This is a genomic window from Haloarcula terrestris, from assembly GCF_031624315.1.
Taxonomy (GTDB): Archaea; Halobacteriota; Halobacteria; order Halobacteriales; family Haloarculaceae; genus Haloarcula; species Haloarcula terrestris.
The window spans coordinates 171,272-195,527 of the sequence record NZ_JAMQOM010000001.1; the positions used below are offsets into that span (position 1 = coordinate 171,272).

General features: G+C 64.3%; 25 protein-coding genes, 2 tRNA genes and 1 pseudogene. 17 read left to right on the top strand and 11 right to left on the bottom strand.

The features are described 5' to 3' along the window. Window positions 1–93 precede the first annotated feature (93 nt). From coxB to NDI54_RS00975, 3 genes are read left to right on the top strand one after another with little or no spacing between them, the layout of a single operon-like run. The gene (coxB, locus tag NDI54_RS00965) at window positions 94–894 is read left to right on the top strand and encodes a cytochrome c oxidase subunit II (RefSeq protein WP_310894627.1); all 801 of its coding nucleotides are present in this window, start codon (window positions 94–96) and stop codon (window positions 892–894) included. Then, window positions 891–3,461 (top strand): cbb3-type cytochrome c oxidase subunit I, encoded by a 2,571-nt coding sequence (locus NDI54_RS00970; RefSeq protein WP_310894628.1) that lies wholly within the window; start codon window positions 891–893, stop codon window positions 3,459–3,461. The genes coxB and NDI54_RS00970 overlap by 4 nt, the downstream gene beginning before the upstream one ends. A 4-nt stretch (window positions 3,462–3,465) precedes the next feature. Next, window positions 3,466–3,732 carry a cytochrome C oxidase subunit IV family protein gene (locus NDI54_RS00975; RefSeq protein ID WP_310894629.1) on the top strand — a complete coding sequence of 89 codons (267 nt, stop codon included), beginning with the start codon at window positions 3,466–3,468 and terminating at the stop codon, window positions 3,730–3,732. Window positions 3,733–3,760: 28 nt separating this feature from the next. Here NDI54_RS00975 and NDI54_RS00980 read toward each other — a convergent pair whose 3' ends face one another. After that, the gene (locus tag NDI54_RS00980; protein WP_310894630.1) at window positions 3,761–4,201 is read right to left on the bottom strand and encodes a hypothetical protein; all 441 of its coding nucleotides are present in this window, start codon (window positions 4,199–4,201) and stop codon (window positions 3,761–3,763) included. A 176-nt stretch (window positions 4,202–4,377) separates the two neighbouring features. Between NDI54_RS00980 and NDI54_RS00985 the strand changes: the two genes are divergently transcribed. Then, window positions 4,378–4,809 carry a DUF7534 family protein gene (locus NDI54_RS00985; protein WP_310894631.1) on the top strand — a complete coding sequence of 144 codons (432 nt, stop codon included), beginning with the start codon at window positions 4,378–4,380 and terminating at the stop codon, window positions 4,807–4,809. Between the two features lie 244 nt (window positions 4,810–5,053). Here the strand turns inward: NDI54_RS00985 and NDI54_RS00990 are convergent, their stop codons facing one another. Both NDI54_RS00990 and NDI54_RS00995 read right to left on the bottom strand, forming a co-directional pair. After that, window positions 5,054–6,976, bottom strand: coding sequence for an ABC transporter ATP-binding protein (locus tag NDI54_RS00990; RefSeq protein ID WP_310894632.1), 1,923 nt, complete (start codon window positions 6,974–6,976; stop codon window positions 5,054–5,056). Between the two features lie 39 nt (window positions 6,977–7,015). Beyond that, window positions 7,016–7,585, bottom strand: a complete 570-nt coding sequence (locus tag NDI54_RS00995; protein WP_310894633.1) for a DUF192 domain-containing protein — start codon at window positions 7,583–7,585, stop codon at window positions 7,016–7,018. A gap of 97 nt (window positions 7,586–7,682) precedes the next feature. On the opposite strand from NDI54_RS00995, the gene NDI54_RS01000 reads away from it, so the two are divergent. The 6 genes from NDI54_RS01000 (at window position 7,683) to NDI54_RS01025 (ending at window position 11,736) form a co-directional block, all read left to right on the top strand. Next, window positions 7,683–7,756: transfer RNA gene (locus tag NDI54_RS01000), tRNA-Val, on the top strand. A gap of 589 nt (window positions 7,757–8,345) precedes the next feature. Continuing rightward, a tRNA-Phe gene (locus NDI54_RS01005) sits at window positions 8,346–8,419 on the top strand. Window positions 8,420–9,039: 620 nt separating this feature from the next. Continuing rightward, window positions 9,040–9,618, top strand: a complete 579-nt coding sequence (locus NDI54_RS01010; RefSeq protein WP_310894634.1) for a hypothetical protein — start codon at window positions 9,040–9,042, stop codon at window positions 9,616–9,618. Beyond that, window positions 9,615–10,412 carry a DUF6517 family protein gene (locus NDI54_RS01015; protein WP_310894635.1) on the top strand — a complete coding sequence of 266 codons (798 nt, stop codon included), beginning with the start codon at window positions 9,615–9,617 and terminating at the stop codon, window positions 10,410–10,412. The genes NDI54_RS01010 and NDI54_RS01015 overlap by 4 nt, the downstream gene beginning before the upstream one ends. Window positions 10,413–10,819: 407 nt before the next feature. Further along, window positions 10,820–11,389, top strand: coding sequence for a hypothetical protein (locus NDI54_RS01020; RefSeq protein WP_310894636.1), 570 nt, complete (start codon window positions 10,820–10,822; stop codon window positions 11,387–11,389). Window positions 11,390–11,490: 101 nt separating this feature from the next. After that, window positions 11,491–11,736, top strand: a complete 246-nt coding sequence (locus NDI54_RS01025; RefSeq protein ID WP_310894637.1) for a hypothetical protein — start codon at window positions 11,491–11,493, stop codon at window positions 11,734–11,736. Here NDI54_RS01025 and NDI54_RS01030 read toward each other — a convergent pair whose 3' ends face one another. Continuing rightward, a complete protein-coding gene (locus NDI54_RS01030) occupies window positions 11,737–12,411 on the bottom strand; it encodes a class I SAM-dependent methyltransferase (protein ID WP_310894638.1) in 675 nt (224 codons plus the stop codon). Between the two features lie 137 nt (window positions 12,412–12,548). Further along, window positions 12,549–13,061, bottom strand: a complete 513-nt coding sequence (locus NDI54_RS01035) for an Hsp20/alpha crystallin family protein (RefSeq protein ID WP_310894639.1) — start codon at window positions 13,059–13,061, stop codon at window positions 12,549–12,551. A 223-nt stretch (window positions 13,062–13,284) separates the two neighbouring features. Here NDI54_RS01035 and NDI54_RS01040 point away from each other — a divergent pair, with 223 nt between their 5' ends. After that, a complete protein-coding gene (locus tag NDI54_RS01040; protein WP_310894640.1) occupies window positions 13,285–16,350 on the top strand; it encodes an FAD-binding and (Fe-S)-binding domain-containing protein in 3,066 nt (1,021 codons plus the stop codon). On the opposite strand, the gene NDI54_RS01045 is transcribed toward NDI54_RS01040, so the two are convergent. Both NDI54_RS01045 and NDI54_RS01050 read right to left on the bottom strand, forming a co-directional pair. After that, complete coding sequence (locus NDI54_RS01045; protein ID WP_310894641.1) at window positions 16,342–16,869, bottom strand: hypothetical protein; 528 nt, start codon at window positions 16,867–16,869, stop codon at window positions 16,342–16,344. The two genes, NDI54_RS01040 and NDI54_RS01045, sit on opposite strands and share 9 nt — an antisense overlap. A gap of 37 nt (window positions 16,870–16,906) precedes the next feature. Next, window positions 16,907–18,115 carry an ATP-binding protein gene (locus NDI54_RS01050; protein ID WP_310894642.1) on the bottom strand — a complete coding sequence of 403 codons (1,209 nt, stop codon included), beginning with the start codon at window positions 18,113–18,115 and terminating at the stop codon, window positions 16,907–16,909. A 225-nt stretch (window positions 18,116–18,340) separates the two neighbouring features. On the opposite strand from NDI54_RS01050, the gene NDI54_RS01055 reads away from it, so the two are divergent. Both NDI54_RS01055 and NDI54_RS01060 read left to right on the top strand, forming a co-directional pair. Then, the gene (locus NDI54_RS01055; RefSeq protein ID WP_004515390.1) at window positions 18,341–18,535 is read left to right on the top strand and encodes a cold-shock protein; all 195 of its coding nucleotides are present in this window, start codon (window positions 18,341–18,343) and stop codon (window positions 18,533–18,535) included. Window positions 18,536–18,537: 2 nt separating this feature from the next. Continuing rightward, entirely contained in the window at window positions 18,538–18,732 is a 195-nt protein-coding gene (locus NDI54_RS01060) for a cold-shock protein (protein WP_004515391.1), read from the top strand. A 126-nt stretch (window positions 18,733–18,858) separates the two neighbouring features. Here the strand turns inward: NDI54_RS01060 and NDI54_RS01065 are convergent, their stop codons facing one another. Then, window positions 18,859–19,599 carry a DUF429 domain-containing protein gene (locus tag NDI54_RS01065; protein WP_310894643.1) on the bottom strand — a complete coding sequence of 247 codons (741 nt, stop codon included), beginning with the start codon at window positions 19,597–19,599 and terminating at the stop codon, window positions 18,859–18,861. Window positions 19,600–19,719: 120 nt separating this feature from the next. Here NDI54_RS01065 and NDI54_RS01070 point away from each other — a divergent pair, with 120 nt between their 5' ends. After that, window positions 19,720–20,076 carry a hypothetical protein gene (locus tag NDI54_RS01070; RefSeq protein WP_310894644.1) on the top strand — a complete coding sequence of 119 codons (357 nt, stop codon included), beginning with the start codon at window positions 19,720–19,722 and terminating at the stop codon, window positions 20,074–20,076. Here the strand turns inward: NDI54_RS01070 and NDI54_RS01075 are convergent, their stop codons facing one another. Together NDI54_RS01075 and NDI54_RS01080 are read right to left on the bottom strand one after the other, a co-directional pair. Continuing rightward, a complete protein-coding gene (locus tag NDI54_RS01075) occupies window positions 20,077–20,262 on the bottom strand; it encodes a hypothetical protein (RefSeq protein WP_310894645.1) in 186 nt (61 codons plus the stop codon). It lies immediately after the preceding gene. A 1-nt stretch (window position 20,263) separates the two neighbouring features. Further along, entirely contained in the window at window positions 20,264–20,461 is a 198-nt protein-coding gene (locus NDI54_RS01080) for a hypothetical protein (protein ID WP_310895153.1), read from the bottom strand. A gap of 74 nt (window positions 20,462–20,535) precedes the next feature. Between NDI54_RS01080 and NDI54_RS01085 the strand changes: the two genes are divergently transcribed. Continuing rightward, on the top strand, window positions 20,536–21,258 hold the full coding sequence (locus NDI54_RS01085) for a nucleotidyltransferase family protein (RefSeq protein ID WP_310894646.1): 723 nt from the start codon (window positions 20,536–20,538) through the stop codon (window positions 21,256–21,258). A 64-nt stretch (window positions 21,259–21,322) separates the two neighbouring features. Further along, complete coding sequence (locus NDI54_RS01090; RefSeq protein ID WP_310894647.1) at window positions 21,323–21,925, top strand: DUF4864 domain-containing protein; 603 nt, start codon at window positions 21,323–21,325, stop codon at window positions 21,923–21,925. Here the strand turns inward: NDI54_RS01090 and NDI54_RS01095 are convergent. Then, window positions 21,922–22,043, bottom strand: a pseudogene (locus NDI54_RS01095) (sugar ABC transporter permease); the annotation flags it as partial. The gene NDI54_RS01090 and the pseudogene NDI54_RS01095 sit on opposite strands and share 4 nt — an antisense overlap. Window positions 22,044–22,137: 94 nt before the next feature. On the opposite strand from NDI54_RS01095, the gene NDI54_RS01100 reads away from it, so the two are divergent. Next, the gene (locus NDI54_RS01100; protein WP_310894648.1) at window positions 22,138–24,231 is read left to right on the top strand and encodes an alpha-amylase family glycosyl hydrolase; all 2,094 of its coding nucleotides are present in this window, start codon (window positions 22,138–22,140) and stop codon (window positions 24,229–24,231) included. Window positions 24,232–24,256 lie beyond the last annotated feature (25 nt).

Below are 24,256 nucleotides of genomic sequence, written 5' to 3' on the forward strand. Positions count from 1 at the left end.
TAAAAAGGTTCCCGCACACGTTAGGGTCGGGAAGATAGTGTGTCAGTGATTTGACCGCAATACCTATTACAAGGTGGAAAAAATCATGAGGAAATGTCGGTAGCCACGATAACATGTACCGCGTCTGTGTTTCCCTTGCACGGTGGCGACATCAGGGCACCCAGCGCGGTGTTCGACCAGATCTTCGAGGTGTTTCTGCTGCTGGGAACAGCCGTCGGGGTAGTCGTCGTGGCGTACACGATGTACCACGCGCTCAAGTACCGCGACGACGGGAGCGACGAGGACCCGTACGCGGACAAGGTGGAGCGCCCGCAGATGGGCGAGATGCCGACCGGGGGAACGGGCGGCCGGAAGGTGTTTTACTCCTTTAGCATCAGCGCCGTCATCGTCGTGTCGCTCATCGCCTGGACGTACTCGCAGTTGCTGTATATCGAACAGGGACCGGACCCGGCACAGACTGACGCGCTCGAAATCGACGTGGAGGGGTACCGCTTCGGCTGGGACTTCATCTACCCGAACGGGCACACGACCAATACGCTCTACGTGCCACAGGACCGGGTGGTCAGATTACAGGTAACCTCGACGGACGTGTTCCATAACTTCGGGATACCGGAGTTGCGAGTCAAGACCGACGCCGTCCCAGGCCAGCACACTTCGGCCTGGTTCACAGCCAACGAGACGGGGACCTACACCGCCAAGTGCTACGAGCTGTGTGGTAGCGGCCACTCGCTGATGACGACGGACGTGGTTGTGATGCCACAGGACGAGTACGAGGAGTGGTACGCCGGAACGAACGGGACGGACGCAGGCGGCAACGAGACGGCGACCGCTGCCGAGACGGGCCAGCGAATCGCGGCTGACGCGCCCGCCACCATCGGAGGTGCCCCGGCATGAGCCAGGACCACGAACACGGGCTGCCGCCCAAATCCTCGGTCAGCCGGTGGTTCCTCACGACCAATCACAAGGACATCGGCGTCCTGTATCTCATCACCGCGCTGTTTTTCCTGCTTTTCGGCGGCGTCCTCGCCCTGCTGTTCCGTCTTGAACTCATCACCTCCGGCGCTGACCTGCTGGGGTCGATGGGGTACAACCAGGCGGTGTCGACCCACGGCCTGCTGATGGTGTTCTGGTTCATCTCGCCGTTCGCTTTCGGCTTCGCAAACTACGTCGTCCCGCTCCAGATCGGCGCGGACGACCTCGCCTTCCCGCGGCTGAACGCCCTGTCGTACTGGCTGTATCTGTTCTCGGGCATCCTGATGGGCGTCTCCTTCTTCCAGGGCACCACCTTCGCGGGCGGGTGGACGATGTACGCCCCGCTGAACACGCCGGCGTACATCCCCGGTGAGGGCCTGGGCGCCACCTCGGTCGTACTGGCGCTCATCATGTTCACCGCCGCGGTGACGCTGGGGTCGGTGAACTTCCTGACGACGATGTACCGCATGCGTGCCGAGGGGCTTCGGATGCGGGATATCCCCATCTTCTCGCTGTCGATCAACCTCACCGTCTGGATGATGCTGTTTGCCTTCGCGGCGCTGCTTGCGGCGCTGATGATACTCGCTTCGGACCACATCCTCGGGACGACCTACTTCCAGTACTCCATCGACGGGACGACGATGGCGACCGACGCGGACAACCCGGGTGCGTCGCTGCTGTGGGCGCACCTGTTCTGGTTCTTCGGCCATCCGGAGGTGTACATCGTCTTCTTCCCGGCGCTGGGCGTGATGGCCGAGTGCTTCCAGACCTTTACCGGCCGCCGGCTGGTCGGCCGCAAGTGGTTCATCATCTCGATGGTGCTGGTGGCGCTCCAGAGCTTCGTCGTCTGGATGCACCATATGTTCCTAACCGGCATCAACCTCCCAATCAAGACCATCTTCATGGCGACGACCATCGGCATCTCGCTGCCGTTCGACCTGATGGTGTTCTCGCTCATCTACACGATGGCGAAGGGGCGGGTCCGGTTCACGACGCCGTTCCTCTTCTCGCTGGGCGCGCTCATCCTGTTCATCATCGGCGGCATCACCGGCGTCTTCCTCGGCGCGATCGTGCTTGACTACCAGTTCCGGGGGACCTACTGGGTCGTCGCGCACTTCCACTACGTGATGGTGTCGGGCGCGACAGCCCTCTTTGGCGGCCTCTACTACTGGTACCCGAAGATAACTGGGAAGATGTACAACGAGCGTCTGGGGAAGATCCACTTCGGCGTCTACTTCCTCGGGTTCAATCTGCTGTACTTCCCGATGTTCATCGCCTGGGAGACGCCCCGTCGCGTGTTTGTCTACTCTGAGGGCCTGCAAATCTGGCACTCGATGGCGACCGTCGGGGGGTTCATCCTCGGTGCGAGCTTCCTCATCATGTTCTACAACCTCTTCGTGAGCCTCTGGCGCGGAACGGATGTCGGGCCGAACCCCTGGGAGTACGCCACCTCCGCCGAGTGGGCCGTCTCCTCGCCGCCGTCACTTGAGAACTTCCCCGGCGTACCGAGCTACGCCACCGGCAAACTGGAGTTCCTCGACGACGAGACGGTGACTGAGCGGACCGACAGCACGCCCGGGGCCGCGGCGCATGGCCACGCCGCAACCGACGGCGGGACCGCGACGGATGGCGGCGCGGTGACGGCAAGGGCCGCCGCGACGGCCACCGCGGTAGAGCCGGCCCACGAGGTCGGCGACGAGGAACACGCCAGCCACGCCAGCTTCTGGCCGTTCCTCGTCAGCCTCGCCGGCTTCGTCACGTTCCTCGGGCTGTCGGGCGTGCGGACGGGCAGCGTGTTCTACCTGTCGCTGGCGGCTGTCGGCGGGCTAGGGACGTTCGGCTCGCTGCTGGGGATGACCCGCGAGCCCTTCCACGCGCCGGAGATGGCCATCGCCGAACGGTGGCCCTTCGAGCGCGTCGAGAAGATGAAACTCGGGATGTGGACGTTCCTCGCCAGCGACATCGTCCTGTTCGGGGCCTTTATCGGCTCGTATGCCTTCGTCCGGGTCGCCTACGGCTGGACGGCCTGGCACCACGACCTCATCCCCGCCGAACACGTGACGATGCCCGGCCTCATCAACACGTACCTGCTGCTCACGTCGAGTTTCCTCGTCGTGCTGGCGATGGTCGCTGCCGAACGCGAGAGCAAGCGCGGGACCGTCGCCGCGCTGGTCGGGACGTTCGCGCTCGGCGTCGGCTTCCTCATCAACAAGGGCCTGGAGTGGCAGCACCTGTTCCACATCAGTACGGAGGCGTTCCCCAACGGGTGGAACCTCTCGACGAACATCGCGTCGTCGACGTTCTACCTGACGACGGGACTGCACGGGGCCCACGTCACCATCGGGCTCATCATCTGTGCGTACATGACCGTCAGGGCCTGGAACGGGGCCTACCAGGGCGACGACAGGGCCATCGAGTACTTCGGCCTGTACTGGCACTTCGTCGACATCGTCTGGCTGTTCCTGTTCCCGCTGTTTTACATCCTCTAGAACAATGGACTGGAAAGGCTACACCGTGATATACGTCGTACTGTTCGTGTTCGCAACCGCACAGGCGGTCGTCGAGTTCACCGGCCTCGTTGACAGCGCCTACTGGCTCGCCTTCGCGCTCATCATGGTGCTGTCGGTGATCAAGGCCGTCGGCGTCGCCGCGTACTACCAGCACCTGCGCTGGGAACCGCGGGCCGTCACGTACCTCGTGCTGGGCGGTACCGTCGCCGCGCTCGCGCTGACCGGCGCGGCGGCGTACTCGATACTGTGACCGGCGGTACAGAACTGAGTCGGGAAAATCAGGCCAGCAGTTGGAGGCTGACCGCGATAAGGAAGAGCACGCCCGCGACCGTCGCGGATTCGGCGACGGCCAGCGAGCGGGGGTGGCCCCGGCGCGTGGCCGACAGATACACCCCAAACAGCAGGTAGCCACAGAGGATCGCCCCGCCAGCGACGGCGACCGCCACCCCGGCTATCGCCTGCGTCTCGACGGGGCCGGAGATAGACGCGACGACGCCGACCAGGAGGCCGACGACCAGCACGGCGAACGCACCGACCCAGGCCATCGGCTGGTCAACGAGCCTGTCAGACTTGCTCTCGCCCTCGACCGCTGCAGACCTGCTGCTCCCCGATGCTCGTGGGCTGTACTGATACCAGGCGCGCCCGCGGACCATCCATGCCACCATCGCCATCACTAGCACGCCCATTAGTGCCGTGCTAGCGAGGTACGCGGTTGTCATGTGACAACGTTACAAGACAATGCGTAATAATCGTTTGTGCCCGGCCGGCTCGAAATCGGAGTTATCGCCGTTTTCGTCTTCCGCAACTGCTGCTAACGGACAGCTGGCGCTTTTGACCAGCGGCGGTGTCTCTCTCCGACAGAACATCTATGCTTGTCTAAGAACAACTGGGATCTGTGCAATTCGTCCCGTTCGCCGGTGAACAGCCATTGATCGGTGCCGGTTTTGCGCTTTCCGTCGTCATCATCATCGGGAATCTGATCGCACTGGGCTACTGGGCCAGTGCGGAGGCCAGCGCACGTAACGGGTCAGCTCTCTGGACGTTCATCTTTCTCTGGACGGGGTTTGGGCTGGTCTACTACGTCTGGGTCCGCTATGTCCGAGACGACTGGGAGCCGCGTACGGAGCCAGCCGACCGGCGTGAACGGGTGGTCACTGCCTACTCACTGGCCGTCCTGCTGGCGTTCGTGGTCGGCGCGTTCGTCACGCCACCAGATCCGATGACGCAAGTTCTGGCCCTCCCACCGCTGTTTGCGGTCTCCTTTGCCGTCTCGTATCTCTTTGTCACGCGAGGGTCGGTCGGCGGTAGCGGCGAAACTGCTGCCTGAGCGGTGAGGGTGTTATGTAGTCCGTGAGTGTGGAGCAGCTAGCACTACCACGGACCGACAGGCCAGAGTGACAGAATGGAACGCTGGCTGCGGGGCATTCACATTCAGTGACCGGCTGTCAGCCGGCATCGTGTCTGGAGAAACGGCTGTCGACGGTGCCTAACGGCTCGAACAGAGCGCTCTCGCCGCTTCAGTCAGCAGCTAATGCGACCACTGACGGCTCGGACAGGGAGTCCGCGCCGCTTCAGTCGTCGGCATCCGTCCGCGCCCGCCGCTGAATCGCCCGCTCGACGAACTCCTCGGGGAGCTCGTCGATCTCGCCGGCCTGGACCGCCCAGAGGTTGGCGTAGAGCCCGTCGGCGGCGAGCAGGTCGTCGTGGGTCCCGCGTTCGACGATACGACCGTCCTCGACGACGAGAATCGTGTCGGCGTCTTTCACCGTCGAGAGGCGGTGCGCGATGGCGAAAGTGGTGCGGTCGGCGGTCAGGTCGTCGAGCGACCGCTGGATGAGCATCTCCGTCTCCGTGTCCACGTCGCTTGTTGCCTCATCCAGGATGAGAATTTCGGGATCTTTCAGAATGGCCCGGGCGATGGCGATGCGCTGGCGCTGGCCGCCCGAAAGCTTGACGCCGCGTTCGCCGACCATCGTGTCGTAGCCGTCCGGGAGGTTGCGGACGAACTGGTCGGCTTCGGCGGCCTTTGCAGCGGCGACGATCTCCTCGTCGGTGGCGTCGAACGTCCCGTAGGCGATGTTCTCCCGGACCGTGCCATAGAAGAGGAACGTCTCCTGGCTGACGTAGCCGATGGCTCGCCTGATGCTCTGAATCTGAACGTCTTGGACGTTCTGGTCGTCGATCCGGACCGCACCGGAGTCCACGTCGTACATCCGGAGTAGGAGCTTTAGCACGGTGGATTTCCCCGCACCGGTCGGACCGACGAGGGCGACCGTCTCGCCACCGTCAGCTTCGAAGGTGATGTCCGAAAGCACCGGGTCGTCGTCGCTATCGTAGCTGAAGGACACGTCATCGTACTCAACCCGGCCCTCAGTCACGTCGAGTGGCGGCGCGTCCTCGGCCTCTTCGAGGCGGCCAGGGGTGTCCATCAGCCCGAACACGCGCTCGGCGGAGGCGTAGGCTCGCTGGTACATGTTGATTATCTGTCCGAATTGCGCCATCGGCCAGACGAACCGCTGGGTGTAGATGATGAAGGCGACGAACTGCCCGCGGGAGAGGGGGGCCGTCAGCGGCCCGGGAGCCTGGCCGGTGACCATCAGCCCGCCGACGATGAACGTGACGACGAAGCCGATGCCCGAGACCAGCCGGAGGCCGGGGAAGAAGGTGATACGCGTCTCGATGGCGTCCCAGTTGGCGTCGAGATAGTCCGCGGAGGTGTCCTCGACCCGGTCGGCCTCGTAGGGCTCGGTGTTGGCGGTCTTGATGATCTGAATGCCGCTGAGATTGTTTTCCAGTCTGGAGTTGAGCTTCCCGACCGTCGAGCGGACCTCGGCGTATTTGGGCTGGATGATGTCGATGAACCGCTTGGTGAACACGGCGATAATCGGGACCGGAAGCAGGGCCACCAGAGCTAGCTGCCAGTTCATGTAGAACAGGTACGTGGCGATACCGAGGACCATGATTATCATCCGCGAGGCGGAGTTGAGGCCGTCGTTGAGGAACTTCTCCAGCCGGTTCACGTCATTGGACAGCACCGACATCATCTCGCCGGTCTGCTTGTCGGCGAAGAAATCCATGTTCAGCCGCTGCATCGTCTCGTAGGTGTCCGTCCGGACGGCGTGTTGGACGTGCTGGGCGAACTTGTTCCAGCCCCAGTTCCGACTCCAGTGGAAGACGGCCCCGATACCGAACGACGCGGCGATGATGCCGCCCGTGAGCCACAACTGCGGCCCCTGGCCGTCGGGAATCCAGGCGTCGGGCACCAGAAAGAGGCTATAGGCGGCTTCGTCCAGGAAGATAGCGTCGATAGCGAGTGCCAGCAGAATCGGCGGCAGCAGGTCCAGCATACGGGCGACGATGGAACTGAACAAGCCGATAACGAACGCTCCCCACTGGCCCCGCCCGTAGCCGGTGAACAGTCGAAGCATCGGCCGGTCGACGCGGTCCCTGGCGTCCTCGAACACGTCGTCGTCCGAACCCGCGTCGAAATCCATTGTCGGAGCCAGGGGCCGAACCCGCAAAAGGCCGTCGGGCTACGCGACTTCGGGCGGCAGTTCGACCCGGTCGCCGACCTCGACGCCGGTCCGGTTGGTCCACCCGCGGTTCACTTCGAGGACGTACTTCCCGTAGCCCGGATACTGCTCGCTGTACTGTTCGCCCTCTGGAGGCGTCGGCGCGTGGTGAATGGTCGTGATGGTCCCGTTGGCGTCGATGAAGATGATATCAATCGGAAACGACATGTTCCGCATGACGTAGGTGTGCTGGCCCTCGTCGTCGTGGACGAACAGCATTCCCTCATCGGGTCCGAGCGATTCCGTCTCGCTCAGACCGACATAGCGCTGCCTACTATTATCCGATATATTGACCGTGACAGTCGCCAGTTGCCGGGAGTCAGCACAGGCAACCACCTCCGTCGCATTGGGCGAGCGATCACATGACACCGGGGTCGCCGTCTCGGGCATTGTATTGTCATGGACCGTCACTGTGCCCTGTTCGTACTCGCCGGTCCCCAATACTTCGACCCAGAGGCCGGTCTGGAGGACCACGGCAGCGGCGACGAGAAGGCCGACGAATCCGAGAACGATCACGGCAGGGCGCTGCATACTCCGTGTGAGGGGCAGGCCGTGGGTAATACTGTCGGTGCCCACTGTCGGCCGAGAGAGAAAGCGTTATTCCTGCCGATGGAAAACGGTGGGATACGGGTCCGTGGTCTAGTTGGTTATGACGTGGCCTTTACAAGGCCGAGGCCGGTGGTTCGAATCCGCCCGGACCCATCGATTCTATCGCGAACGATACGTGAGCGATGAATCTATCCTTCGGGCGGTTCGAACCCTGGAAGACGAACGCAGTGAGTCTTCCTTCGGTTCGAATTCGCCCGAACCCATCCTGCGACGAACGGACGTGAGGAGCGGATAGTCCACGAGGATTCGATTCCTGCCAGTCGCGCGCAACGCAGTGAGCACGTCTGGCTTCAGTTCGAATCGTCGGGAGAGCACAGCTGCCCTCGTTCGCCCTGTTCACGAGGACGCCCGCACTCGCTAAATTTTTCGCCGTGTGAACGACCGAGTACCGCGTCCGATGTGGCATCCGCAGATCAGCACTGCCAGCCGACAGGTCCCGAAAGACATTTATCGGGTGTTGTGTTACCGCAGGCCATGATAGATGGCTCGACGTGTCCGGCCTGTAGCGGGGACGTATCGACGGCTAACGGGACGGAATACGAATGCGAGGACTGTGGGAAGACGTTCGACAGCGCCGACCTGTTTCTTCCGTAACCGGGTTTGGCATCGCAACCAGTTTTCTCAGAACCTGCGCCGGCTTTCGAAATCCTTTTTTCTACCCTCGTCGTCGCTTGGAGTGCGCGCCGCCTTAGCTCAGACTGGGAGAGCACTCGACTGAAGATCGAGCTGTCCCCGGTTCAAATCCGGGAGGCGGCATTTTCCTGCGAACGAAGTGAGCAGTGAAACTGCTTCCGAGCGCGATTTGAACCCTGGAAGTCGCAGTGCCGAGCGAGGCGACCGTCTTCCTCTGGTTCACCGTCCGGGAGGCGGCATCCGGCTTCTACACGATGTTCATTGGAGAGCGTTACGTACTCGACTGAAGATCGAGCTGTCCCCGTTCCCGCGAGCGCAATGAGCGGGAAGTCGGGAGACGAGCGAAGCGAGTCTCCCGGGAGTTCACAATCCGGGAGGTGGCATACCGTTCTCGGCCCGTATTCCCGAATACCATGCCTTAGTAGGAGAAGTACTCGTCCGACCACAGGTCGGGGGTGGTCGGCGTGAGCGCTGGTGTCGATGCCGTCCCGAAGGAGTTCGACGGTATGCGTCGTTCGATTTAGCCCAGTGTTAGACCCTCGAAATCGGCCGTTTCGCGGCCCTCAAATCGTTCTGAGCGCGCATTTGCGCTTCTTGGACGCTAAGAAAACGTCTGTTACCATGTCATCTATCTATAGTATTCGTATACATATATTTAAATACTTTTAAATACTATATAATATGTGAATTCTCAAAGTAACGCTAGCGAAAAGAGAGCGACACTTACCCGGCGTAAATTACTCTTGGCGGCCAGTGTCGCCGGCGCGGCCGGGTTGGCTGGCTGTAGCAGCATCACGAATCGGAGCTACACCGCCAGCGGCGTGCAGATGGGCGATACGATGTCCGAACTCGGCTTTGAAGAAGGCGAGGGCAAGACGTTCACGAACAAGGAAGAGCGGGAGGTTGGCCCCCTCTCGGGCTCCGTGACCGCTGAAAGCAAGCTCACCGTGTTCGCTAGCGCGGAGTCGACGCCCGACCCCACCGAAGCGGAGCGCTGGGAAGACAGCGACTCGCTGATGGCCGAGTGGTCGGACGGCAAGCCGGTGCGAGCGGTTCGTGGCTCGGGCGTCCTCGACGGCGACGGTATCACGCCCGCCGAGGGCGACCAGTTCGAGTCGATACCGGCCGCGTCCACGACGCTGCTGGTCCCCGAGACCGAGGGCGAACCGGACAGCCTTCTCTCGGCGACCCCGATGGCCGACATCGACTTCGGCGACAGGGTGACTGACGGCGAGGTCAGGTTCGACCCACCGGTCCCGTACGCCGAGGGCGAGTCGTTCACGCCGGCTGGACTCGCGTTCGTCTCGGAGGACGGCCAATGAGTCACGGTGTTGGCCCGCTGTTCCTGACTGCTGCAAAGAGTAATAATGTAGTGTACCCCCCCGACACCACACGCAGAGAGCGTCCCGATTCCCCCAATCTGGGCCTGGGCCTTAGTAACAAGACCGATGGCGACACCACAGTCGGGTCGACGACCATCGATACCGAAACGATCCCGAGCCTGCCCACTCTATCCAAGATATACTGGAACCACCTCGACGAAGACTGGGCCGCGGACACCCAGATGACGGTGGCGGTATTCACCACGCCGTCGGCGTCGGTCGGCGGGCAGTCGCTGAACCCGCTCGACGAAGTCGACGAGGAAGGGTTCGTCACCGCCGATGGTGGCAAGTACCTCGAAGAGTCGGGCATCCGTGAGGCCGCCGGGCTCGGCAAGAACCTCTCGTGGACGGTCCCGCCGGCCGAGGTCGCCTCGCGGTCGGTGACGTTCCTCGGGAGCCAGACGACCATGCGGACCTACGTCGGCTACGCGAAGACCGCCGATTCCGCGATTCCACGGACACTGCTGATCAACTTCGCGAAAACCACGACCGGCGACGACATCGCGTTCGGCGTCACCGTCCAGTACCGCGCCATGTTCAGTATGAACGAGGACGGCAGGCTACCGACCGACGGGATACTGTCGGCGATGTCGGTGCCGGACCTCGTCGGGACCGAGGCGAACAACGGCCTCAGCGTCAGCGCAGGCGACGACATCACACTTATCCTCGAAGACGGTGTCGCTGCCAGCGCCGACCTCGCGTCACAGGCGATCGGGGACCTTTCGCTGGCGTAGGCCACCTGTCGGACCCCATTTTACCGCCCACGAACGCGTACACGAGAGCTCTCTGTCCGAACGGCGAGCGGTGCGAGACGCGAGCGAAGGGAGTCTCGAAAGGGCAAACGGCAAAGCCGTGAGCCAGCGAGCCACACGCTCGGAACGTCTAGTCGACGAGGCCGAGTGTCAGCGACGGCGTGAGAACGGCCACGGCCGTGAGAAGCAGGACCGCCCCGACCCCGGAAAGCGTGCTGCGTTCGGCTTTCATTGTGGTGCCACCCAGTGCCCCACGCCACTTCATGCAGGAACACCGTCAGCCCGTCTTACCGTCGTTTGTGGCCGAATTAAACCGATTTACACGGAATTGGCCTCAATTTCAACTGTGGACACCCGCCGGAACAGGTAATTCCGTGGCGACAAGTGGCATGGGTATGCCAGATGAACCAGCACACGAGCAGATGGAACGCCACGCGGCACTGACCGACGAACTCACAGCTCTCAGCGAGGAGCGGGACGCCGTCGCAGCGTCGGTTCGGGACCGCCTCGCTGACGCCATTGCGGAAGCAACAGTCGATACGGGCGCGAACATCGGGAGCCTCGGGCAGTCGAAGGACGGCAAGCGGTTCCGGTTCGAGGCGCGACTCGACCGGGCGGCGCTGGTGGCGGCGGTGACGGAGACGTTGCCGGAGGGGTTTGTCGTCTCCCACGTCAACGAGGACGGGACGCTGAGCGTGGACTGGACCGGCGACAGCACCACGCCATCGAAGCGCGAACACGGAGCGATCCTGAAAGCGATCATCGCCGAGGAGACAGAGACGGACAGCGACGGCTTCATCGAGTCCGTCCCCAGCCGTGACCGAGTGCTGGCGCGGGCAGTCGAATTGGGCGTCGACGAGGGTGATGCGGCGGACCGCCTCAGCCGACTGGCGACGCTGGACGTTGTCGATATCACCGACGAGGGGATCTACCCTGACGAGAACTTCTCGCGGTACTAGGGGCAAAGCGAATGTCGGCCGACGGCAACTGGCGGACGCAGGCGGACCGAGTCGGCGTAACCGACGTTTATTACTTTGTCCGGCTTGTGCTGTCAGACGAAATGGCAGTTTTATCGACAGAAGACGAGGGGAAGTTCCTCATGGATGCACAGGGCGAGCAGATCGGGATCGTGACCCAGGTCGACCCGAACGAGCAGGTCGCGTACGTCGAACCGGAGCCAGACCTCACGGAAGCCTGGGTGCAGGGACTCGGGTTCGGGGACGCCGACGAGAACGACATCGAGGTCGCTGCCGACAGCATCGAGACGATAACCGACAGCGAGCTGCGTGTGGCTGTCGACCTGTAGTCACGCCACAATGTCTGGCTGCTCGCCCACCACGAACGTCCACCACTTGACGTACTGGGTCCGTTCGTAGAGGTCGAGCAGCCGCGCTGACGCGTCCGATTCAGAGATGCTCGCAAGCATCAGCGGCGATCCCAGCGTCCGTTTCTCGACGACATCGAACGAGCCGTCGACGAGGGCCGTGACAGTGTCTTCCGAGAGGTGGCCGTAGATATCGGTGTCTTCCTCCAGCAGGCCCAGCCGAAATGCAAGACCCTTGGTGAGCGTCCGGTACAGTCCCGGCGTCCCTTCGAGCAGGATGACGCGGCCACCGGGGCGGAGAACGCGAGCGGTTTCCTGAACGATTTCAGGACGGTCAGCAGGTGGAACGTGGTGGAGGAACCGGCGACCGACGACGGCGTCGAAGGCGTCGTCGGCGAACGGCAACGCCCGGGCGTCACCGGCCAGCGCCGGCTTGCGGACGGTTTCGGCGTTGGACGGCCAGCCTTCGAGTCCGATATCGGCGCGGGGGTGCATGTGCTGGCCAAACGCTATTTCGAGCGTCCGCCCGGCCGGGAGGTGCTCGGCGATGAGGTCGTCGTGACGTTCGTAGATTCGGTTCAACAGCGGGTGTTTCCGGACGTTCCGCGGCCGCTCGACGATAGCGCCGTCCTGAACGTCCCAGGTCGCTTCGGACATGTTACGGCCTCACAGCACGCAGTCGACGGCGGTTGTACGAGACTATAGACGAGGTAAGAGAGACTATTAAGCGGGTACGGACGCGGTGAGGGTGATTAATACCCGATTAGAAAACCGCGACCAATCGACCGCGACGCCTACTCGATCTCGATTCGGTTCGAGTCGTCAGCGTCGTCCGCACGCGGGAGCGTTACTTCGAGGACGCCGTTGTGGTAGGTGGCGGTGATGTCGTCGTCTACCACGGTGTCGGGAACGGTGACCCGTTCGGCGACCCGTCGGCTGTGTCGGCGAGCGCCGTTGTCGGTCTCCTCGGCAACCGTGGTTTCGCCCTGGATGCTGAGGACGCTGTCTTCGAATCGGACGACGAGGTCATCCTGCTCGAAGCCCGGGAGGTCGACCATCACGACGTACCCGTCGTCGGTTTCGTCGACGTGGAGGTTCGTGTCGATGCTGTGTCGGCCGTGACCGCTTTGGCGTGTATCCGTGACCGGTCGGTCGTCGCGGCGTGACGGACTGTCGTTCAGCCGGTGTCTCGAACCGCCGTCCATCCGGCGTCCGGTCTCGCCAGCCATCCTGTCGTCCATCATTGTCCGTCGCGTCTGTGCGAAGAGTCGGAGCATCGTCTCGAACGGGTCGTTGCTGTGTGTCATAATCACCTTATATAGGCTAGTACTGATATTAACAGTTGCGTAACACGTGCTATCACGGGCGAACGGGTAAACGCTGTCCCGCAGTCGGCTGGTCGACCGAGCGAAAAGTGCGTGATGGGATACCGTAGCGGAACTATTTTGATAGCCGTACGGCTAGAACAGCCACGACACACCGCCGAGTACCCGGTCCGTCGGTGGCCGGGCAAGGGACATGAAACACACTATGGCAACCGATTCCGGCACCCGGATAGATCCGTCGGCCGACGAGGCATCGAACTACGACTATCAGAACGACAACGTCGCTCGCTCGGGCCTCGTTGACGACCTACAGACACGGATCGACGGCGAGGTCCGGTTCGACGAGTACTCGCGGCAACTGTACGCGACCGACGCCAGCCTCTACGAAGTGCTGCCCATCGGCGTCGTCTACCCGCGCTCGACCGGGGACGTGGCCGCCGTCATGTCCTACTGCGCTCAGCGGGAAATCCCGGTGCTGCCCCGCGGTGGCGGGACGAGCCTCGCCGGCCAGACCGTCAACGAGGCCGTTGTGCTGGATTTCTCCCGGTACATGAACGACCTCGTCGAAGCACGGCCCGGCGACCGGCGAGCGCGTGCCCAGCCGGGCATCAAGCTCGGCGACCTGAACGGAGAACTGGCCGACCACGGGCTGAAGTTCGCGCCGGACCCCGCGTGGGGCGACAAGAGCGTCCTCGGCGGCGCTATCGGCAACAACTCCACCGGCGCGCACTCCCTGCAGTACGGCAAGACCGACGCCTACATCGAGGAATGCGAAGTCGTCCTCGCTGACGGCACCGTCACGACCTTCGGCGAGGTCACCCGTGAAGAACTGCGCGACCGGGCGGACTCCGACGGGGACCTCGAAGCCCAGATTTACGCCGAAATCGAGCGGATACTCACGGAGGAGAGCGAAGAAATCACGAGCCACTACCCGGACCTGAAACGCAACGTCTCGGGGTACAACCTCGACTGGGTCCTCGAAGACGCACAGGACGGGACCGTCAACGTCGCGTCGCTGCTGGCCGGCAGCGAGGGGACCCTCGCCATCGTCACCGAGGCCGAGGTGTCACTGGAGCCGATTCCCGAGACCAAGTCGATGGCCCTGCTCGCCTACGAGGGGCTTATCGAAGCCATGGAAGACGTGTCGGACATCCTCGAACACGACCCGGCGGCCGTCGAGGTGCTCGACGGCGTGCTCATCGACCTGGCTCGGGACACCGCCGAGTTCGAGGACGTTGTCGGGATGTTGCCCGACGGGACCCGAGCGGTGCTCATCGTGGAGTTCTACGCCGACGACGAGGAGAGCGGCCGGCGGAAGGTCGCCGATCTGCTGGCGGACCGAACCGAGGGCGTCGACCCCGCCGCCGACCCGACTGCGGACCGGGCCGTCGTCGACGCGCCGATCCGGGCGTTCGACGCCATGGAGGCCCACGACGAGGCCAAACGCGAGAAGTTCTGGAAGATGCGCAAATCGGGCCTCCCGATACTGCTCTCGCGGACGACCGACGAGAAACACGGCTCGTTCATCGAGGACACCGCCATCCCGCCCGAGAACCTCCCGGAGTTCGTCGCCGACTTCCAGGAGATACTCGAGGAACACGGCACCTTCGCCTGTTTCTACGCCCACGCCGGCCCCGGCGTGCTCCACATCCGCCCGCTCATCAACACCAAGACCGTCGAGGGCGTCGAGACGATGGAGTCGATCGCCGACGCGGTGACCGATCTCGTGGTGAAATACGGCGGGAGCGTCTCGGGCGAACACGGGGACGGCCGCGCTCGCACGCAGTGGAACGAGAAACTCTACGGCACGGACCTCTGGGAGACGTTCCAGGAGCTCAAATCCGCGTTCGACCCCGACTGGCTGCTCAACCCCGGCCAGGTCGTCGGGGTCGATGCCGCCGCTGTCGAGTCCGGCGCGAAACCCGAGCGGGCGCGTACGGTCGACATGACCGAGAACCTCCGATTCGATCCGGCGTACGAGTTCAACGCCGGCTTCGACCCCGCACTGGAGTGGGACAACGACAACGGGATGCAGGGGATGGTCGAACTCTGTCACGGCTGTGGCGGCTGTCGCGGCCCGCAGGAGACCACCGGCGGCGTGATGTGTCCGACCTACCGCGCGTCCGAGGAGGAGATGACAACGACCCGCGGCCGTGCGAACATGCTCAGGCAGGCCATGAGCGGCGACCTGCCGGAGGACCCCACCGACGAGGAGTTCATGCACGAGGTGCTCAACCTCTGTATCGGCTGCAAGGGGTGTGCGAAGGACTGCCCGAGCGAGGTTGACATGGCGAAGCTCAAAGCCGAAGTGACCCACGCCCACCACCAGGAACACGGCTCCAGTTTCCGAGACAAAATCTTCGCCAACGTCGACGCACTGGCGGGGTTAGGAAGTGCCTTCGCACCGCTGTCGAACCTTGCGACGAAGGTGCCGGGCGCTCGCACAGTGCTGGAAAAGACGGTCGGCATCGCCATGGACCGGACGCTGCCGAGCTTCCAGCGGACGACGTTACAGGACTGGTTCGACGAGCGCGGCCCGCAAGTCCCGGCGGACGAGGCCGAGCGCAAGGCCGTGCTGTTTCCCGACACGTACACCAACTACAGTCACCCCGAAGTCGGGAAGGCTGCCGTCCGCGTGCTCGAAGCCGCGGGCGTCCACGTCCAGCTAGCCAACCGGACCGACAGCGGGCGACCGGCCCACTCGAAGGGCTTTCTGGACCAGTCCCGAGCCACTGCGCGGGACAACGTCGACGCGCTCGTCCCCGCAGTCGAGGAGGGCTGGGACGTGGTACTGGTCGAGCCAAGCGACGCCGTGATGTTCCAGTCGGACTATCTGGATCTGCTCTCGGGCGAGGACGTGGCGACGCTCGCGGCCAACGCCTACGGCGTCTGCGAGTACCTCGACACCTTCCGGCTGGACGAGGGGGCCGACTGGGACGCCCCCACGGAGACGTTGACCTACCACGGCCACTGCCACCAGAAGGCGACGAAGAAGGACCACCACGCCGTCGGCGTCCTCCGGCGGGCCGGCTACGACATCGACCCGCTGGACTCGGGCTGCTGTGGCATGGCCGGCTCGTTCGGCTACGAGGCCGAGCATTTCTCGATGAGCAAAGCCATCGGCTCGATACTGTTCGACCAGATCGGGGAGAGCCGCGGCGACACCGTGGTCGCGCCCGGCGCGTCCTGTCGCACGCAGCTAGAGGACTGGGACGAAAGCGACGGCGAGCCGCCGCATCCGGTGGAGAAGCTCGACGCGGCGCTATCCTGACGGCGTCTCCCGCGGCTGGCGAACCGCCTGCGCGATGCCGACCGTCTGGCCGACCAGCGCCAGGCCGATGCCGGCGAGCAGCGCGGCGTTCGTCGCCGGGAACAGCCCGCCGGCGTAGACTGCCGCACCGAGAACGCTCAGCACCGCCCCGGCCGTGTACGCCCGCTGGCCTGTCACCACGCGCTTACCGGTGTAGTAGAGGCCGATTCCCGGGACGACCATCCACCCCAGTATCGTCGTCGTCAGGAACGGGTCTCGAAGCTGGACGACGAGCAGCCCCACGATACCGCCGACGGTTAGCAGGAGGCCGACGAGCAGGATGTCGCGCCAGACTCGGAGAACGTCGGTCTCCATCTCGTCCCACGAGAGGGCGGCGAAGGCGGCAATGAGGACGGCAGCGACGACGTGGAAGATCAGCACCGCCCGGTCAGAGACCACATCGAGATGGGCCAGCCCCACGACTGCCCACGCAAGCGGGATGAGGACAGTCGGTCCCTGGGCACGCAAGCGAGGAAACATACCACCCACTGTGCCCCCCACGGTCAAGAAACGTCGGTCATGCGGGCTGTTCCCATGTCCGCGGGAGTTCCACGACGAAATGCGCGCCATCGAGGCCTGTGTCGGGGTAAGCCGCGTCGGCCCCGGCAGTGTCGGCGAGGTAGATGTCACCACCGAAACTCTCGACGAGCGTCCGGACGAGGTGGAGTCCCCCGCCGTGGGTGTCGCCCGCCCGCGGGTCGAAGATGCTGTCGCGCTGGTCGTCGGGGATGCCCGGGCCGTCGTCGACGACGTGGGTCTCGACGATATCGTCGCGCTTGCGGATTGCGACGATCACTGACGGGCGGTCGATCTCGTCTGCCGTCGGCTGGGTCGTGTCCATCTGGTGCCCGTCGCCCTGCAACGCGGCCCCGTCCGTTGCGGTCCCCTCGGCGGAGAGTTCGGCTGCCGGCGTCCCGTGTTCGATAGCGTTTTCCAGGAGGTTCCGCAGCACCGAGCGGGCGGCCTCGTTGGCGTGCACCATCGCGCGGTCCGGACCGCGGAGTTCGATTTCGACGTTGTGTGTCTGTTCGATCCCCCGGGCCACCGTCTCGGCGATTGCCACAATGTCAGTCGGCTTGTACTCCGGGTCCGTGCCGAGCGTTTCGGCGACGGCCCCGGCGTTGTCCACCAGGCTTTCGAGTGTGGACACCTGTTCGTGGATCGCGTCCGCCGCTGTCTGTACCATCTCGGACTCGGCGTTGCGCTGGAGGATCGTCGCCCGACCGTCGATGACGACCAGCCCGTTTGCGATATCGTGTCGGAGCAGGTCGTTGACGAACGACAGCGTGTTCGCGGTTCGGGTCGCACGGCTGGCGTCCTGGCGGGCCCGGATCGCGAACGTTCCCGCCGCCAGACCCGTGACAGCGCCGGTCTCTACCGCCAGGAGCGTGACGAACACCGGCTCGGCAATCACCCGCCCCTCGATGGTGCGAATGAGGACGCTCAGGCCGATGATGGTCCCGACTGCGAGACTCCCGGCGACACTCCAGCCGAACACCGTCCAGATCTGCTCCCCCGGTGTCGATGACGAGACGAGCCGATAGCTCCCATACACCAGTACCAGCGGGAGCAGGCCATCGAGGGCCAGTGCGAGTGCGGGGCCGCCAAGCTGCCCGATACGCTGTGCCTCGATCCCGAGGTGCCAGACGACAGCCACGCCAGCAAGAGCGAGACCGAAGCCGGCGAGCAGCCACGGCGCGAGACGGGCCCGCACGCCACGGTACATAGTTACGATTCGGATTCACGCGCCTAATTCCATTTGGTTAGTGAGACAATAAGATCGAATACGGGCCAGACGTTGGGACGGCCTGTCTTGCAAAGTGGCCGGATGTGTGGTGCATGCCAGTATTACACACTACATAATCACCGGACTGCGGCCGATTCGGTCAGTTAGCCACTCCATAGTCGTACCGACACCGTTATCCGTGGTGCAGGCTTCTCTTTGGTTGCAATGGCGAAAGGAACGGTTGATTTCTTCAACGACACTGGCGGTTACGGTTTCATCGACACTGAGGACGCGGACGAAGACGTCTTCTTCCACATGGAAGACATCGGCGGCCCGGACCTCGAGGAAGGACAGGAGCTCGAATTTGACATCGAGCAGGCGGACAAGGGTCCGCGCGCCAACAACGTCACACGGCTCTAACAATGGCGGAAGGCACTGTCGACTTCTTCAATGACACCGGCGGGTACGGCTTCATCGAGACTGACGATGCGGACGAAGACGTTTTCTTCCACATGGAAGACGTCGGCGGCCCTGACCTCGAAGAGGGGCAGGAAGTCGAGTTCGACATCGAGCAAGCGGACAAGGGTCCGCGAGCGACCAATCTCACGCGACTGTAAGACGGCTTCTGTCTACAGTCCAGCAATATAAACTCTGTCAGCGACGCCCGCGTGCAGCGAGCACGGGGCCGCGTCACTGACATCAAACGAGACTCGGCGAGCGACTGCGTTCGCCCAGCGCCGGTACTACGCGACCAGTGGCGACGCCGCTCGGTAGACGATTTCCATCGGTAATCCGGTCGAGTCCCGCGGGGGCTCCGGCGGGAGCGTCTGCAGGTCCCCGTCGCCGGGCTGGGCCGTGTACGCGAGAGCGACGGCATTGAGCACGTCGTCAACAGTCACCGCCGCACCGCCGGTCGCTTCGGCGGCGTTCTGGACCGTCGGTGCAGCGTCGCGGTCGTAGTGTGCGAGAACCCGCATCCGCTCGGCGTACCCTCCCGCAGTGTGCTTCGAATAGCTGAGCGGCTCGCCGGCGAAAGCCCGGAAACAGACCTCCGGGTGGGACTCCCGGATGACGGCGGCGGCCTCGGGCAGTTCCTGCAGGAGCTCGTCGACCCGCGCGAGACTGTCACTGAGTGCGAACGCCGCCTTGGAGAGTTCGCTTCCGCTCTTGCGCTTGTGGACGCGGTTAGCCGTCGAGTACCGCTGTTTCCGGGTCGCTTCTCGCACCGGCGGTGTGCAGATCGTCGTGCGACGGTCACCGAGGACCGACCGGGCGAGGTCGTCACACCGGCGGTCCGGGTCGCCCGACTCCACGAGTCCGATCGGGACACCGACCAGGATCCGGCGGGCGCGCTCCTCGTAGGCTGACCAGCACGCGCCGATGCCGTCGAACACCGACGCGTGGTCGAAGCCGTCGCCGGTGAACGCGACAGCGACCCAGCCCCCGTCGCTCCGGTCGACACCGACGTACAGCGGTTCGGCCATTACCGGTACTCGGTCGGACGGGCGCAAAAGTGTATCCCGAGATGTTTCCTGAGCGAATAGTCACGCCCCGCGCACTGCCGCCCGGGGTTCCTATGTGTTTCCCGCGCAGTCCGAGATGTAATGGCAAACGCTGCGTTCATCATCTTCGCCGGAACGGAATCGCCGTCTGACCTCGGTCGCGTCGTCAACGCACTCGAAGGCGCAAAGGAGTTCGCCGAGACGGAGGGAGACAACATCGAGGTCATTTTCGACGGCGGCGGGACGCAGTGGATTCCCGAACTCGAAGACGAGGACCACGACTACCACGACCTCTATGCGGCCGTCCGCGACAAGGTTTCAGTGTGTGATTACTGCGCCAGTGCCTACGACGTGTCCGAAGCCGTCGACGAGGCCGGTCTCGCGACGCTCGCCGAATACGACGGGCATCCCAGTATCCGGTCGCTGGTCGACGACGAGTACGAGATTATCACGGTCTGACTACGTCCCGCCGAACTTCGTGAGGTCCTGCAGCGGTACGAGTCGGTGTTCCATCGCCGGTTTGGTGTAGCCGGCCGATTCCTCGGAGACCCCGCTGGTGAACACCAGCAGCTTCTGCTGGAGGACGTGGGGGACGCCGTCGTTGTCCCGGATGATCTCGACCGAGCGCCACGCTTCGTCTTCCATGCTACGACAGCACACGCCAGAGCCACCTGTCTCTTTCCCCGTCAAGAGTCCGGCCGACGAAGGTTGTCTGGAACCGTGCACCGTAGTCCAGACGGCACAGCGTCTGCCAGCGGTCGTTGTCGAGATCGCCAAACGTCTCCCGTCGGATTGCCTCGTCGACAGTGACCGACCGACCGCAGGTGTCACACTCCTCGGCCATATGGGCCGTTGGTGGGCTAAAATCAAAACCCGCTCGCCCACAGGCATTTAGTCGGCGCAAGCGTGGGGCCGGCTATGGACGGCGTCGTACTCGCTGCCGGCGAAGGGACGCGAATGCGCCCGCTGACCGTGGACATGCCGAAAGGACTTGTCGAGGTGGCCGGAAAGCCGCTACTCACACACTGTTTCGACACGCTGCTGTCCGTCGGCGTCGACCGCCTGGTCGTCGTCATCGGCTACCGCGGCGACGACATCGTGGCCCGCTACGGAGAACGGTATAGTGACACGCCGATAGCGTACGTCCGGCAGGACGACCAGTTGGGACTGGCCCACGCGCTCGAACAGGCCCGCTCCGCCGTCGACGGAACCTTCGTCGTGCTGAACGGCGACAACGTCTGCCGGGCGAACCTGGGCGACGCGGTCGACCGCCACCGCGCGACCGACGCCAGCGCGACGCTGCTCGTCGAAGACGTGTCGCGGGCCGAGGCCAGAACGACCGGCGTCGTCAGGACGGACGACAACGGGCGAGTGACCGGTCTCATCGAGAAGCCGTCTGACCCCCCGTCGACGCTGGTCACGCGGGGCTTTTTCGTGTTCGACCCGGCTATCGGCCACGCCTGCGCGCTGACCCAACTGTCCGAACGCGGTGAGTACGAACTCCCCGACGCAATCGACCTGTTGCTGCGCGCCGGCCACCGCGTCGAGGCAGTCGAACTAGAGGGGTGGTGTCACAACGTCAACGAGCCCAACGACATCAATGCGGTCGAGCAGCGGCTTGACGAGGGCATGAACCGCTGACGTGCGGGCCAACGCCCGGCACCGGCGACAGAACACCGAAAAGGGTGCGCGCCAATACAGGGGTATGACAGCCGTTCGCTCCCTCGTACTCGTCGCACTAGCCACGCTCGTCGCACTGGCGGGCTGTGGGGCGCTGTTCGGCAGCGGCGGCCAGGCGGAATCCGAGGCGACGGTGACGCCCGCCGACGTACCCACAGAGGACCCGCAAGCGGTAGAACCGACAGGGGGCGACCGGGAGTACTGGGGGAACGTCTCCGTCGACGCCAACCGGTCGGCGGTGACACAGCCGCGGGTCCTCGGACTGCGACCCAACTGCGAGCGGCCGCCGGGGCTGGTCGTCCACATTCAGGTTCTGGCGCTCCAGAACAACGACCCGGCGACGAACGAGGGTATCAACACGACCTGGCGGTTCGCGTCGCCGTCGAACCGGGACCTGACCGGGCCGTACTCGAACTTCGTCCGGACCATCCGGAGCGGGTTCGAGCCGCTCCTGAACGCGACGGGCGTGCGGTACGGGGCGCTCGAACGCGACGGCGACACCGCGTCACAGCCGGTGACGGTCGTGGACGCGAACGGGACGACGACGAGCTACCGATGGACAGTCGAGAAGCAGACCCAATCGCCTTACGAGGACTGCTGGATGACGGCCGGCGTCGCGCCGGCTTAGCCTTCCATCCCGCTGAACGAGCGACCGCCTCGAAGTAGCGCTGGGCGAACAGGTACGCCAGCATGATCGGTAAAAGGAAGGTGAGCGCGAATGCAGCGAGGCGCGCCCACGGGATGGCGTCGCCTCTGTTCGATAAAATGCGAGGTATTAATCATTCCTAATTTTCGTCGGAAGCGTAACACTAACCGTCCCGACCCCCGCACCGTAGGCGTATGCACCATCCAGGACCGCCGCGGTTCGTGGCTGTCGGGGAATCGGTCGAACTGGCCCCGCGTCAGCCCGACCCCGACATGGCTGCCGAGTGGCGGCTACACGAACGACCGGCAGCGAGCACGGCGGCCCTCAGCGACGGCCCGGTCTGTCACCTCGAACCCGACGCACCGGGCACCTACCGGGCCGAGCTAACTGCACCCGACGGCACGCACGAACAGGTCGTCCGCGCGTTCCCGGCAGTCACCGAGACGGCCCGGTTCAGCGTCACCGAGGACGACTTCGGCCACGACGACCTCACCGTCGCCGACCGCGCCATCGTCATCGGGACGTTCAACGACTTCACGACGGGAACACACTGGGCCGAGCGCGACGGCGACGAGTGGGTCATCGAGACCGACCTGCCGCCGGGGACCCACCACGCCATCTTCAGCTTCGACGGCTCCTTCGAAGCGACCGCGACCGACGCGGTCACCGTGGACGGTCCCGGTCGCCCGCGGGTCGAACTCACCGGCGAGACGGTCGGCGACGATCTCGTCGTCACTGCGGACGCCCGCGCGGCCCCGTCGGGGAGCGAGCCGGAAGTCGAGTTCCACCTCGACGGCCGCGACGCGCTGGCGGCCTCGGCTGTGACCATCGACGGCGACGAACTCCGGGTGCCACGCGACGCCTTGCCCGAGACGGCCCGGATTCACGCTGTCACCGTCGCCGAGCGCCACAGCGTCGCGGACACGCTGGTCGTGGAGCGCGACGGAGGGATCGGGGACAGGGAGACGGTCACCGGCGATACAGTGACCGTCTCGCGGCCCGCCGACCCACCGGCCTGGACCGGCGACGCCACCATCTACGAGATATTCGTCCGGTCGTTCGCCGGCGAAACCGTCGACACGACCTTCGAGGCGATCGAGCGGCGGGTCCCCTACATCGAATCGCTGGGCGTCGACGTGGTGTGGCTTACACCCGTTCAGGCGAGTCCGACCCGCCACGGCTACCACATCACGGACTTCTTCGACACCGCCACGGACCTGGGAACGCGTGCGGCGTTCGAATCGCTGGTCGACCGGCTCAACGACGCCGGGATTCGGGTCGTCTTCGACCTGGTTATCAACCACAGCTCGCGGGACCATCCGGCCTTCCAGCTCCACCAGGCAGGTGTCCCCGAGTACGCCGACTACTACGAGCGGATTCCGGCCGAACAGGACATCTCCGGGGTCGACTGGGCGGGCGAGGACGCGCCGGGCCACTACTTCAACTGGACGCGGATTCCGAACCTCAACTACGATTCCCTAGCCGTCCGGCGCTGGATGCTCGACGTTGTCGAGGAGTGGCACGACCTGGTCGACGGGTTCCGCTGTGACGTGGCCTGGGGCGTGCCACACGGATTCTGGAAGGAAGTCCGTGAGCGGGTGAAAGCCGACGACTCCGAGTTCCTGCTGCTCGATGAGACGGTCCCGCGCAACGCCGCCTTCGCCGAAAACGAGTTCGACATGCATTACGACACGGACCTGTTCGACGCGCTCCGTGACATCGGGACCGGCGAGGCACCGGCGTCGGCGCTGTTCGAGGCGCTCGACGCGACGGTCGAGCACGGCTACCCCGACCGCACCGCACACATGCGATACGTCGACAACCACGACGAGAACCGCTACATCGACCACTGCGGGGCCGCACCGCTTCGGGCGGCCGTCGGGGCCACGTTCACGCTCCCCGGAACGCCGATGATATACGCCGGCCAGGAACGGGGCGTCGAAAAGCAGCGCGGGACAATGCGCTGGCACGACGGCGACAACGCCTTGACCGACTTCCACCGGCAACTGGTTGATCTGCGAGCGGACCACGCTGCACTTCGCGCGCACGGTGTGCGTCCGATTCCCCACACTACCGAGGCAGGCGATTCAGAGGCAGTCGTGGCTTACGAGCGCACCGACGGCGATGAGACGCTGGTGGTCGTCCTGCACTTCGGCGAGGGAACGGCGGCAGTCTCGCTCGACGCCCCAGTCGAGGACACTGACCTGCTCAGCGGTGACCGGGTCGAAGTGGATGGGCTGGTCGAAGTCGGGGACGTTGTCGTGGTACCGGCGGCGAGAAATCGCTGACGGCTCTCGGTTTCACGACGCTTCG